The 13,768-nt window shown below is 48.6% G+C and carries 6 protein-coding genes; all 6 read right to left on the bottom strand.

The features are described 5' to 3' along the window. Positions 1–14: 14 nt before the first annotated feature. The 6 genes from MHI30_RS09050 to rseP all read right to left on the bottom strand — a co-directional run bounded on the left by MHI30_RS09050 (position 15) and on the right by rseP (position 13,762). The gene (locus MHI30_RS09050; protein ID WP_237562669.1) at positions 15–1,571 is read right to left on the bottom strand and encodes a cellulase family glycosylhydrolase; all 1,557 of its coding nucleotides are present in this window, start codon (positions 1,569–1,571) and stop codon (positions 15–17) included. 131 nt (positions 1,572–1,702) lie between these two features. Next, a complete protein-coding gene (locus tag MHI30_RS09045; RefSeq protein ID WP_075752793.1) occupies positions 1,703–3,817 on the bottom strand; it encodes a glycoside hydrolase family 48 protein in 2,115 nt (704 codons plus the stop codon). 76 nt (positions 3,818–3,893) lie between these two features. Continuing rightward, positions 3,894–5,855, bottom strand: a complete 1,962-nt coding sequence (locus MHI30_RS09040; protein WP_075752795.1) for a glycoside hydrolase family 9 protein — start codon at positions 5,853–5,855, stop codon at positions 3,894–3,896. A 411-nt stretch (positions 5,856–6,266) separates the two neighbouring features. Then, positions 6,267–10,583: a PolC-type DNA polymerase III gene (locus MHI30_RS09035; RefSeq protein WP_075752797.1), complete on the bottom strand. Its 4,317-nt coding sequence runs from the start codon at positions 10,581–10,583 to the stop codon at positions 6,267–6,269. An 87-nt stretch (positions 10,584–10,670) separates the two neighbouring features. Further along, on the bottom strand, positions 10,671–12,389 hold the full coding sequence (locus MHI30_RS09030; protein WP_075752799.1) for a proline--tRNA ligase: 1,719 nt from the start codon (positions 12,387–12,389) through the stop codon (positions 10,671–10,673). A gap of 107 nt (positions 12,390–12,496) precedes the next feature. After that, positions 12,497–13,762: an RIP metalloprotease RseP gene (gene rseP, locus MHI30_RS09025; protein WP_142238606.1), complete on the bottom strand. Its 1,266-nt coding sequence runs from the start codon at positions 13,760–13,762 to the stop codon at positions 12,497–12,499. Between the last annotated feature and the right edge of the window lie 6 nt (positions 13,763–13,768).

Genomic DNA, 13,768 nt, shown 5'->3' with positions numbered 1-13,768 from the left:
ATACAAATCCCCGTCTAAAAATCCTCGTCATAGTTCAAGTAGGGCGTCCATGACCATACTTCTTCAAGAACCGGCCTTCCTGTAGAATCGACGACTCCTTTAACCGTAGCCAGCTTCGTTCCGTTCAGTGACGCCGGGATTTTGAGATCACCGCTGATTGCCGATTGACTGATGGTGAATTCGCTTTTTTCAAGCTTCGGGTCATCATAAAGAATGATATCCATAACCTGGCTGGCTCCTTTATGAAACGTAAAAGTGAGCTGCGCTTTTACCCCAGGCTGCCCGGACCCGTTCAGCAGCTTTGCCAAGCAGGATGCCTTAATAGAGACCGTTTTTCCGGCATTGTCAACTGTATAATCACTGCCTTCCTTTAATGGTTCGGATTTCTGATAAATGCCAGTCAGCACATTGCCGTTCAGCTGAATGTCCACCGTCTGATCGCTGAGGTTTTGACCTTTTTTTATAAAAAGATCTGCCGGTTTGATGATCGCATTGGGAACGCCGCGTCCCGCCTGAATGACAATCTCTTTAACAACAGGATCGCGCCACTGTCTCTCAGTCCGGTCAAACTGGTCATTCCCGTTGTCCCACCACATCGGGATCATTTGATATTTGTGGGCAAGGCGGACAAACGTATCATGATAGAGCCGCTTTGAATGCTTTTCATTGGCGCCGAGGGTACCGTATTCGCCGATGATAACCGGGTATCCTTCCCTTACAAATTTTTCATAAACCGGTTTGATATCCTCCTCCATCTCGGAGATTTCGGCTGCCGATCCCCAAGTTGTCCGGCCCCACCAGTTTGATACGTAATCCCACGGAGAATAATAGTGATATGTGAGGACAATCCGGTCATCATCAGGCGGTTCAAATGAATGAAGCAATTCATCTTTGTTATCTTCAAGCCCCCCGACGATCACAAACCGCTGGCTGTTGTTGCCGCCTGTTGAACGGATGATGTTCAGCATCTCGCGGTTAAGCAGATTCATTTGATATGCGTTCATTCCAGTCGGTTCATTGACGATTTCAAACAGGAGGCGTTCACTTTTGTTTTTAAAACGCTCGGCAATTTGCTTCCAGACTTTCCCCAGCTTATCTAATGTCTCCTGCTGGCTGTTTCCCATGCGGCTGATCCATAGCCAAGAATCGTGGTGAATATTTAACACGACATAAAATTCTCTTTCCAACGCCCAATCCGTCACTTCTTCCACCCGGTTCATCCAAGCGGTGTCGATCGGATACCCGGGAGCGCTGCCGATGTGGGAGTCCCATGTCACCGGAATCCGGACGCTTTTAAACCCCGCGTCGCGAATATCATCAAAAGTATGCTCGCGAACCGGCGGATTGTTCCAAGAGCCTTCTGTCGGAACAGCATCCAGCGTGTTGCCAAGGTTCCATCCGGGGCTCATGTTTTCCAAAAGGTCTGACGGGGTGATGATGCTCTGCTTTTTTTGCTTTGCTGGCCCGCTTGTTCCCGAAGCTTTCGGAACTGCGGATAAAAGAACGGTTCCCATGATCAAAACGAACAGAATGATCGACTTTAAACATAAGGCTAACCATTTTTCTCTCAAACTTTTGATCTCCTTTTTTAGATGATCGTGCAAAACACTCGCTAAAATCCCTAAATTTAAAAAAGGCGGCTGAACGCCGCCTTTTCCCAAACGTTCAAGCGCATATCAATCTGGCATTCTCTTACCGATTGTTATGCATTTCCGATTAAACGGTCATACTCAGCGTAAGCTGTCGCCATATCGACCTGAGACCAGAAACGGTGATACACAAAAGTCGGCAGACCGTTTTCCCATTTGCCTGTATTCGGATTCCACGAGGTCTGATATTTATTTTCCAAATAAGGCCACATCGGATCGTTTTTAATTTTCGGACGCAGGTCGGCATGACTGATATAGACGCCGTTACCGCCCTTTGCCGGATCAGACGGCACAGTGTTGGAACCAGGAATGGTGTTGCCCTGCCCGTTTCTGCCGCTCCAGCCATTCGGAAAATAGACTTCCTTCGTAAAGTAGCGGATATAATCTTCATGTTCTTCCTCTGCTGCGATACCGATTCCGTCATTTTTATTCCATGCTGCATCAAGCAGTTCTTTTGCCACGTTTTTGGCCTTGTTTCCAAGAGCGGTAAAGCCGCCGGTTTCGGCTTTTGTTCCGGCTGCAAAGAAGACAAGCGTTTTAATATAGCTGCCGAGAACGCCGACATCTTGAGAAGGATTCTTCGTCGTGACATGCAGTCCCGGATTTCCGGTAAATGAATCAAATCCCTTCCACGGATCAGGCTGGCCGCTCCATTCAAGGTTTGCCGGAATCCAAAACTCGCCTGGATCGGATTGTACGGCGATCTGCGGGTTTTGGCCGCCAAGGACGCGTTCTCCCGCTTCATTTAAATAATAGCCTTCTTCATCAGTAACAGGCCGTTCGCCCACAAACACATAATCAAGCGAGTACGCGATCCATTTTTCAATCACATGCTTTGCCATTTGGAAGTTTTCAGACGATTTGTCACCGTTCTCTGCGAAAATATAATACAGTTCCGCCACCCTTTCCAGCGGCCAGACTTGCATCCCGAACCAATTGTTAGAAGGCGGATCGTGATATACAGGCGCTTCTGTGTATGCCATTCCGTAAAATGTGCTGACATTCTGCGGATATGCGCTGTAGCTGCCGTTCCAGCTGTTCGTGGCGCCGCCTGCAACAGCTCCTTCTGAAGAAAGCAGCCACGTGTAAAGTTCCAGCTGCCTTTTCAGCGCCTTTTCCCAATCGCTGCGCGCGGTGGATGAATTTGGAACCAATCCGCCTTCAGCCGTCGACAGTGCATAAGAAGCGACAGGGTTTTGATAACCTTGGTGCACATGACTCGCACCGATCCGCCACGCCCAGTTGGCATACTGTCCCAATCCGCCTCCCCAAGCGGTGTACCATGCCATTAAATAATGACAGGCATTTTTTCCAGTTCCGCGGGAAGGCGAGCCGTCAGCAGCGCTTCCAATCTCTTGAAAGTATTTGTCATACATGCCGTAACGGAGAAAGTCCCCCATTTTTTTAGCTTTTTCTAAATACTTCGTATTGCTGTAGCCCCATTGCCTTGCCCAGTACATCGCCTGAACGGCGCGCGCATCGGCGTCGGTCGCATTAGTGTAGCGCCATTGCGGGGCAGGAGCCTGATTTTCTTTTGTAAACAGACTCATAAATCCTTCATTCGGTTTTCCAAACGTCTGATTATCCTGAGAGGGGTGCGGAACCGTTTCCCAAACAGACTCCTGTTCACCGCGCTGGTAAGTGTTCACATAAATGGCGGTGTGTGATGGGTTCAACAGGTTCCCAAATCCATACCAGTTATCGACATCAAGCAGCCAGTGCATTAAATACGTTTCATTGCTTCCGTATGTGGATCTAAGTTCACTGTCAAGCGGATCGTTTCCGGCCGGATATTGTCCGGTCAGAGACGAAGGATAAAGATCTGGGTGGCGGTGTTCGGCGGCATATGTGGCAGGGCTTGAGGGGTTATAATAGTTCATCGTCGGCTGTTCTTCGTTTCCATCGCCTTCATTGACCGGGATGATATATTTCTCCATATTATCCCAGGCGACTTCTAGCTTTGACCAGTCCTGTGTGTATCGGCCGTACATCGCTTCAAGCCACAGCCAATAACTGTATGCTTCAGATGTTGTCATATGGCCGTAATCAGGCGCTTCGCATATGAGCGTTTCAACTGAGTGATAAGGAATGCCTTCAGGCGAAAAATAACCGTTTTGCGGATTTTTAATTTGCTCATACAATTGCATAAAGCGTGTTTTATTGTCCATGATGCGTCCTCCTTTTGAAGCTTCAAGCTTTCGTTTTCATATGATGGGACTGCCGGGGATTGAATCCGGGTGTTTTTTAGTCGGGCTCATTTCCAAAAACAAGCCGGCCTTCATCATATACCGGCATATACCGGGTTTTTGCCAGCGTGTGTGACAGCCCCCGGTAAGAGTGGTCATTTTCCGGATTCCAAAAAGACGTCCCCGCCGGAGCCGCTAGGCGGAACTGAACTTCTTTCTTATGGGCGGATTGACCGCCGGGGTATATCATAACCCCGCTGAAGCTGATTTCCGTATAGTAAATGTGTTCGTCGATGTGATATGGCTTCAGCTGGGACACCGACGCCCCTTCGTTGTATCCGGTTGATACCTTTATATCTTCCGAAGAAAATCCGGCATTCACCGCTTCAGTCAGGTCCACGTAATAGCGGAACGACAGCTTATCGGTTTTCTTTGCCGGCCATCCTGATCGGTTATTAAGCTGCACTCTGATTTCTGAGTAGTTGTTTCCCGAGCTGTTTATGGATGCCTCTGCAAAAAATTCATCTTCTGGTGTTTCCTTTTCGGGAAAATGAGGCAGCGGTGATTGCCCGGCACCATACAGTTGAAACATTTTCGCTGCATTGCCCGTGAAAGCCGCATTGTAATCGATCGCAACTTCGTTTGACACATAATCATTTGTTTCGTCCCGGTACGAATCATCTCTTCCCGGTCCGCCTACTAACGCGCCGTAAAGGGTATGGCGGTGGTTTTCAGGGACATTCATATGATCGGCCCATGAACCGTGTGCGGTGCGGTGATGCGGGTGTTTCGGCGGGTTTGTTCCGTACCCGACGATAAAGCTGCGCTGTTGCGGATTATCCCCAAGCATATAGTTCATTTGCTGAACCGCAAAACCCCGATACCTTTTTGCTTTGCCGGCATCTTTTACCCAATCTGAATAAACAAAAGCGAGAAAAGCGGCGTTTGAAGCGTAGCGCAGCGATCCCCACTGCTCAAGCCACGCCAGCCCGCCTGGTGTATAAGTGATACGCTCTGTGCTTCCATTATGATTGTAGCCTGTCGACCAATAATCAAGATTGCGTTCGACAGATGCGGTAAATCGGGATTCGTTCATCAGACGAGCGAGCAGCAGCTGTGCTCCGTAAGTGACGTCATCCCAGGAAAGCGTCCAGCGGTAAGGCCAGCCTGCGGGATCGCCCCAATCTGAGACCGAAGCAAGCGCTTTATCCAAATATTTTTGTTCGCCGGTTGCCAAGTAGAGCCAGACGGCTCCCCATGTCAGCTCATCTTTATACCCGCTCCACGAATTATAATATTGCTGCGCGTCTGTAATGCAGTCTGAATATTTGCCGCGGTAGCGGTCGGCAAAATCGTACAATTCCTTGGCATGGGCCAATAGTTTATTTGAATAAGAAGCGTCTGTCGGCTTGAAAATGATTGATGCAGAAGCTAGGGCTGCTGCTGTACCGCCGGCAAGGTCTGACCCGGGACAGGCTGCATCTATCTTATAAGCCGGCCGCTTCATAGGCATTACTTCGGCCGGGCCCCACCAGGCATGATCTTGGGCCCCATTGCCGACTTGGCCCCAAAACTCATAAGGGCCTGTATGCGCTTTAATAAAATAGTCTGTCGCCCATCTGATATTGTCTAATATCGCATCAAGCTGTCCGGCCGCTTCATAGGCATCGCGGTACTCATAGACGGACCATGACAGAACGACCGCAGAATAAGCCATTGGAAGGCCGAACTTCACGTGATCTCCGGCATCATACCATCCGCCTGTCAAATCATGGCCGACATCTTTTCCATCCTCAAGCGCAGAGTCCCCTCTCCAATTCAGACGGCTGCCTTCCGGAAGCTTTCCCGAGCGCTGCGCCTCATAGAAAAGAATTGATTTTTGCAGCAACTCCGCATAATTTTGGTTCTCTTTCGCAAATGCAATGTCCGCCTTGCCGAAAGCCGGCATGAACAACATCGCAAACGCAAGCAGTAAAACAAGGAAAAACGCTTTCATTTTCAAAAAAGCTTTCTCTTTCAACTGACTCCTTCCTCCTCATTTTGTTTTCCTTCAAAACAGCCGATGTTTACATTACACTCACCTCCTTTAGTGACGGACAAATGGTGTCTTTCGGTAAGCGGAGAAGAGCCTGATTGAATTTTTGAAATTTGAGGATGTGCTGCTGATTCACCTATTTTGGTTCAACATGCAGGTTCAGTGTTTGACGGAGGAACGAAGAACTTTGTTTGTTTAATCAAGAAACTAACTTCTGTTCACTGAAAAAGCGGACTTCTTTATAGAATGATATCATTTTGAAAATATTAACATTAATGTATTTTTATTGTCAATCAATCTAACAAACTTTGATACCGCAATATTCGCGCCTCTGAATCTTTGAAGAACGCGCTGGGTTAGCAACAAAAAAGAGACTGCCGAATAAGTCGGCAGCCTTTAAAATAAAGACAGCTGGTTCTGATCTGGAAGCGACTCGAGACAGCCGTGGCGCTCCAAGTATTCCATGATCGTTTTTGACACCTTGCCTCTTTTTTGCAAATCTTCTTTTGAAAGAAATTCGCCTTCTTCTCTCGCTTTGACAATATTCAAGGCGGCGTTTGTTCCAAGCCCCGGTATTGAATTAAACGGCGGAATCAAGCTGTTTCCGTCAATGATGAATTCGGAAGCGCTCGATCTGTATAAGTCGACTTTTTGGAAAGAGAAGCCCCTTTCGCACATTTCAAGCGCCAGCTCAAGCACCGTGAGCAAACTTTTCTCTTTAGGAGAAGCGTCAAGGCCTTTAGAGTTGATGTCATCCATGACGGCTTTAATCGCTGTCGACCCTTTGATCATCGTTTCGATATCAAAGTCGTCGGCCCGCACCGTAAAGTATGCTGCGTAGTAGAGCAGCGGATGATGGACTTTAAAATAGGCGATTCTGACCGCCATCAAAACATATGCCGCAGCGTGGGCTTTCGGGAACATGTATTTGATTTTTTTACAGGAATCGATATACCAGTCCGGAACATTATTATTCTTCATTTCTTCTTCCCACTCAGGTGTCAGTCCCTTACCTTTACGGACAAATTCCATAATCTTAAAGGCGAGGGATGGCTCAAGCCCCTGGTAGATTAAGTACACCATAATATCATCACGGCAGCCGATCACTTCGCTCAGTTCACAAATATTATTGTGAATCAGCTCCTGCGCGTTTCCGAGCCATACGTCCGTGCCGTGTGACAGGCCGGAAATCTGAACGAGCTCGGAAAATGTCGTCGGCTTGGTGTCCTCGAGCATCTGTCTGACAAAGCGGGTTCCGAATTCAGGGATGCCAAGCGTTCCGGTTTTACAGCCGATCTGCTCCTCGGTTACCCCTAAAGATTCTGTCCCTTGGAAAATTTTCATCACTTCGGGATCATCGGTCGGTATTGTCTTCGGATCAATCCCGCTCAGATCCTGGAGCATACGGATGACCGTCGGATCATCGTGTCCGAGAATATCCAGCTTCAGCAGGTTGTCATGGATGGAATGGAAGTCAAAGTGCGTCGTCTTCCATTCGGAATCGGTGGCATCCGCCGGAAACTGGATTGGTGAAAAGTCGTAAATATCCATGTAATCAGGCACAACGATGATTCCGCCCGGGTGCTGTCCTGTCGTCCGCTTGACGCCTGTACAGCCTTGGACAAGGCGGTCGATTTCCGCCCCGCGCATATGCAAATTGTTGTCGTTAGCATACCCTTTGACATACCCGTAAGCCGTTTTTTCAGCGACTGTGCCGATCGTTCCCGCACGGTAGACGTTATCCTCTCCGAACAGGACTTTCGTATAGTTGTGGGCGTGCGGCTGATATTCGCCTGAGAAGTTCAAGTCGATATCAGGAACCTTGTCCCCTTTAAACCCTAGAAACGTCTCGAACGGAATGTCGTGGCCGTCTTTTCTGTAGGCCGCTCCGCACTTCGGACAGTCTTTGTCAGGCAAATCAAATCCAGAACCGACCGATCCGTCGTTGAAAAACTCAGAATGGCAGCAATCCGGACAGACGTAATGCGGCGGCAGCGGGTTGACCTCGGTAATTTCCGTCAATGTTGCGACAAGGGAAGAACCGACAGATCCCCTTGAACCGACGAGATAGCCGTCATCAAGGGAGCGTTTTACAAGCTTATGAGAGATCAGATAGATGACGGCGAATCCATGGCCGATAATGCTTTTCAGCTCTTTTTCGATCCGTTTTTCGACGATTTCCGGAAGGTCGTCGCCGTAAATGCTTTTTGCTTTCTCATAGCTCATGCGGCGGATTTCGTCATCTGCGCCTTCAATCTTCGGTGTGTAAAGATCGTCTTTGATCGGCTTGATTTCTTCGATTCGCTCGCTGATCAAGCGGGTGTTCTTGACCACGATTTCTTTCGCTTTTTCCTCACCCAAAAATGAAAAGGCCTCAAGCATTTCATCCGTCGAACGGAAATGAACGTTCGGCAGCTCGTGCCTGTTGAGCGGATTTGCGCCGCCTTGTGAGGATACCAGAATCTTGCGGTAAATTTTATCCTCAGGGTTCAGGTAATGGACATTGCCTGTTGCTACTACCGGAATATTCAGCTTCTCGCCGAGCTTTGTGATGTTGGCGATGATTTCTTTTAACGCTTTTTCATCCCTGACGAGTTCAAGCTGGAGCAGGTGCCGGTAAACTTCAGGCGGCATGACTTCAAGATAGTCATAAAATGAAGCGATGTCTTCTACTTCTTCCGGCGATTTCTGCATCATGCCTTCGAATACTTCGCCTTTGTCGCACGCCGAACCGATTAACAGGCCTTCTCTGTACTTTTCAAGCTGTGATCTTGGGATCCTCGGCACCCTGTAAAAATAATGGATATGTGAAAGCGAAACGAGTTTGAAAAGGTTTTTCAAACCTGTCTCATTGACCGCCAAAAGGGTCGCGTGATACGGCCTTGAACGCTGATAGGCATTGGACTGCCCCATATTTTCATTCAGCTGATCGTGGTACAGGATATTTTTTTCGGCCGCGTCTTTCAGCATTTTCACAAGGAGATAGCCCGTCGCTTCAGTATCATAAATCGCCCTGTGGTGCTGGGTGAGCTCGATGTCAAACTTTTTACAAAGCGTATTCAGCCTGTGGTTTTTGAATTCCGGATAAAGAAAACGGCCCAGCTCAAGTGTGTCAATGACCGGGTTCTGCACTTTCTCCGAATTCAGCAGACGCTTGTAGGCGACATTGATGAAGCCGATGTCAAAGCTTGCATTGTGAGCGACAAGCGTGTGATCTCCGACCCATTCTTTAAAATCTCGGATGACCTCTTCGGCTTCAGGCGCATCTTTCAGCATATCATCGGTAATCCCCGTCAGCTCGATGATCGTAGCCGATAAAGGGCGATGCGGGTTGGCAAACCTTTCAAAGCGTTCGATGATCTCCCCGCCTTTTACTTTTACTGCGGCCAGCTCGATGATCGTATCATAGACGGCCGACAGCCCCGTCGTCTCGACGTCGAACACGACATATGTCTCCTCTTCAAGCAGACGATGCACCGGATTGTAGGCAATCGGCACGCCGTCGTCGACGAGGTTGGCTTCAAGTCCGTAGATCATTTTCACGCCATGCTTTTTGCTCGCCGCGAATGCATCAGGAAACGATTGGACAACAGCGTGATCAGTGAGCGCGATAGCCGGATGCCCCCATTTTTTCGCCTGTTCGACAAGCTTGCCGATGCTTGATACGGCATCCATCTGGCTCATCGGTGAATGGAGGTGGAGCTCGACACGTTTTTCGTCCTCCGGTGCTGTATCCTCACGGGTTTTCGCTTTGATTTCATTGACATCGTTGGCGATCATCACCAAATCGCGGACGAACGTATCGTTTTGTATGCTGCCTCTCGCCTTTACCCACATCCCTTTTTTCAGGGACTTCATCAAAACAGCGTCCTCTTTTTCACGCGCGAACATTTTGACGAGAATGCTGTTTGTATAGTCGGTTATTTTAAAGATACAAAGCGTTCTGCCGCTTTTCAGCTCTCTTGTTTCAGCGTCGAATACATAGCCTTGCACCGTAATTCTCCGCTCTTCATCCATGATACTGTCAAGCGTTCTGATCTCTTCAGAGTCTTTAATCTGGTAGCCGATCTGAAGAGGGCCTGACGGCGCTTCATCGTCTTGGGCTTCCTTATCCTGCTTTTCCATTTCGATTAAAGCCTGAAGGGCTCTCTCTTGATCTTCGGCCATTTTTTGCTCTCTGAATTTCTGAATCTCTTGATCTGACACAAAGATTTCTGTGTCGAGCTGGAGCTCAGGAAAACCGAATGTGCAGTAGCTAGACTGGATGAGCGAGCTGTATTTCTTTTTTAAAGCGGATGCTTCTGTATCTGTTTTCGTTTTAAGCAGGATTTTGTTCCCCGTAAGCTTGGGCTTTTGGTCGTTCAAAAGCGTCAAAATCGGCGGGGAAATACCGTCGAGTTCCTGGATGCAGCGCGTCCAGTAATCCTGAACAAGCTGCTCGTCAATCGAAGGGTTTTCCGCCTCGATGGAACATGTGACCTGAGCGATATGGGAAAAGGTGCGGGTCAGCTGGGTGTGAAACCGTTCGAAGATTTGATAAGGCAGGACATTTTTCAATTTAAAGTGAAAGTGCCATGTCTTCTTGTTTTTATGAACGGTCAGCTTTATGATTTGTCCGCCTTCAAGATGGCGGATCATCGTATCTTCCGTTACATTCAGCTGCTGCAGAAGAATTTGAAACTGTCTTCTGTTGACAGAAAGCTGGTCTTCCAAGACAGATTCCTCCCTAAAAGAAAATCATAATTGAAGGTACCTTGGGACGATTCCCGAGGTACCTTCCTTTACTCTAGTTTAACATCTTTAAGCGTGAGAAGATAAGCTCTTGACTTGTTTTTCGATAAAGTCCAAAAGCTCTTCAGCGGCGACTTCAAATGATTCTCCGGTTTTGCGGATCTTCACTTCGACAACGCCTTCATCAGCTCTTTTTCCGACCGTGATGCGGATCGGCAGACCGATCAAATCGGAATCTGCAAATTTAACGCCTGCCCGTTCAGCACGGTCATCAAACAGTACGTCATAGCCGTTCGCTTTAAAATCTTCATACAGCTTTTCGGCAAGCTGAACCTGCGCGTCATTTTTCATGTTAAGCGCGAGGATGTGCAGGTCATACGGCGTCACTTCCAGCGGCCAGATCAAGCCTTTATCGTCATGATGCTGCTCAACGATGGCCGAAAGTGTCCGGGAAATCCCGATTCCATAGCAGCCCATCAGCATCGGCTGAGCGCGTCCGTTTTCGTCAAGGTATGTTGCGTCCATCGCTTCTGAATAGCGGGTGCCGAGTTTAAAAACTTGTCCGACTTCGATTCCTTTTGCAAAACGGATCGTTCCGTTTCCATCCGGTGAAGGGTCTCCTTCCTGGATAAAGCGGAGATCGGCGAATGTCACATTGTGCGCATCCCGGCTGATATTCACGTTTTGATAATGGTAATCTGTTTTATTCGCTCCTGCTGCTGCGTTTGCCATCGCCTTCACAGCAAAGTCTGCAAAGATTTCGATTTCACGGTCGAGCCCCACCGGTCCGACAAAGCCAGGCTCAGTACCTGTTATCTCAGCAACCTCTTCGGCGCTCGCGAATTCGATCGTTTCTGCTTGGAGCAGATTCTTCACCTTAATATCGTTGACTTCATGATCCCCTCTCGTCAACACGAGGACAAAACGTCCGTCTGCTTTCATGAGCATTGATTTCATGCAGTCTGACGGGGATATGCCAAGAAATGCGGCAACTTCTTCGATCGTTTTGACCGAAGGTGTGTGGACTTCCTGGAGCTCTTTCATTTCAGCCTGCTCGCCAGCACCGGCTTCCTTCACTTCAGCCATTTCGATGTTGGCAGCGTATGAAGACTGATCAGAGTACGCAATTGTATCTTCACCGACATCGGACAATGCCATAAATTCATGGGTATCCTTTCCGCCCATCGCGCCTGAATCTGCAATGACCGGTCTGAAATTCAGGCCGCAGCGCGTAAACACATTCGTATACGCCTGGTACATATCATTGTACGTCTCATCAAGGCTTTCGGCGGAAGAATGGAAGGAATACGCATCCTTCATGATGAATTCGCGGCCTCTCAACAGACCGAAGCGCGGGCGCTTTTCATCGCGGAATTTCGATTGGATCTGGTAAAGGGTCAGCGGAAGGCGCTTGTACGATTTCACTTCATCTCTGACGATGCTTGTGATGACCTCTTCGTGTGTCGCGCCAAGGGCAAATTCGCGGCCGTGGCGGTCTTTCAGCCTCATGAGCTCAGGACCGTACGTGTACCATCTTCCCGATTCCTGCCAAGTTTCCGCTTGCTGGAGCGCCGGCATCAGCATTTCGACGGCATTGATTTTCTCCATTTCTTCGCGGACAATGCTCTGGATTTTATGAATGACTTTATTGGCAAGAGGCATATAGCTGTATACACCGCTTGTGTTTTGTCTGATAAACCCCGCTCTGAGAAGAAGCTGATGGCTTTTCGCTTCAGCATCAGCCGGCACTTCGCGGAGCGTAGGAATTAAAGTCCTGCTCTGTCTCATTCGTTCGCACCTCATTTGTTTCAGTTGGTTACTTTTTGAGTCGGGAACGGCGTCCCTAAAAAAGAGCCTTTTAAAAGGCTTGGCTGCACTTAAAAAGGCAATTGGTTTTACAGAAATAAGCGCTGGATATCGTTCCATGTGACGACAAGCATTAAGAGCATCAAAAATGCGACGCCGACAAAGACGACAAACGCTTCTTTCTCTCGGTTGATCGGCTTTCCGCGGATCGCTTCAATAAACAGGAACAACAGTCTGCCGCCGTCCAGCGCAGGGATTGGCAGAAGGTTGACGATCCCGAGGTTGATGCTTAAAAATGCGGCCAGCTTCAGCAGGTTGATAACGCCTGTCTTGGCCACTTGGTCTGTCATGTCATAAATGCCGACAGGACCGGCCAGCATGTCGATTGAGAATTGTCCCGTGACGAGCTTTCCGAGATTGGTCACGATGCTCTGCGCCACTGTCGCCGTTTCGGTCGCACCGTAGGAAATCGATGTCAGGATTCCTGTTTTCACCGGGTTGTAAGCGCCGAATCTGCCGACGGTTTCATCCCCTGCCTTGACTGCTTCAGGTGTTACATATTTCGTCACCTTAACGTTGTCGCGCATCACAACGATTTTCAGTTCTTTTTCAGGGTGTTCCCTGACAGTGTTGACAATATCCGTCCACGATCTCATGTTCTCCCCGTTGATCGTTTGTATGCGGTCTCCTTCCTGGAGCCCCGCTTCCGCCGCCCGTCCGTTGTCTATCAACTTGCCGAGCACCGGCTCGTCAGACGGCACTCCCTGCATCAGGCCGAGCAATACGAGAATGACATAAGCCAAAATAAAGTTCATGATCGGGCCGGCCGCAATCGCCTTTATACGCTGCCAAACCGTTTTTGAATGGAATTGGCGGTTGTAAGGAGCGATCTGGACTTCTTCCCCGTCTACGATGAAAAAGGACGTTTCACTGACAGAAAAGGAAGAGAGATGATCTTCATTGCCGTGCTCATAGCCCGTAATCCTCATCTGGTGCTCCAGGTCAGCCTGCTCCACTTCGATGACCAATGCGTCAGGATACTTTTCTTTTTGGTTAATAATGATCTTTTCGACTTTGTTTTCGCTGTCGAACAACAGCCCGACCGTATAACCGGGCTTCACTTCAATCATCTCAGGATCTTCACCGGCCATTCTGACAAAGCCGCCGATCGGAAGAAGCCTGATCGTATAAACGGTCTCATTTTTCTTAAACGAAAAGATTTTCGGACCGAAGCCGATAGCAAACTCCCGGCACAGTATTCCGGCTCTTTGAGCAAGGATGAGATGACCAAGCTCATGGAAAAATACGAGCGTTCCAAAAATAAGAATAAACGCGATCACAGTATTCACGAACATACCACC

Source organism: Bacillus sp. FSL L8-0528, from assembly GCF_038593085.1.
In the GTDB taxonomy this organism is placed as follows: Bacteria; Bacillota; Bacilli; order Bacillales; family Bacillaceae; genus Bacillus; species Bacillus paralicheniformis.
Note: the sequence above shows the minus strand (reverse complement) of the source record. Positions and strands in the feature narration are given on the sequence as shown.

Excerpts from the sequence above, each read along its gene's own strand:
- MHI30_RS09045 (WP_075752793.1), bottom strand. The coding sequence starts at position 3,817 with ATGGACAATAAAACACGCTTTATGCAATTGTATGAGCAAATTAAAAAT.
- rseP (WP_142238606.1), bottom strand. The coding sequence starts at position 13,762 with ATGTTCGTGAATACTGTGATCGCGTTTATTCTTATTTTTGGAACGCTC.
- MHI30_RS09030 (WP_075752799.1), bottom strand. The coding sequence starts at position 12,389 with ATGAGACAGAGCAGGACTTTAATTCCTACGCTCCGCGAAGTGCCGGCT.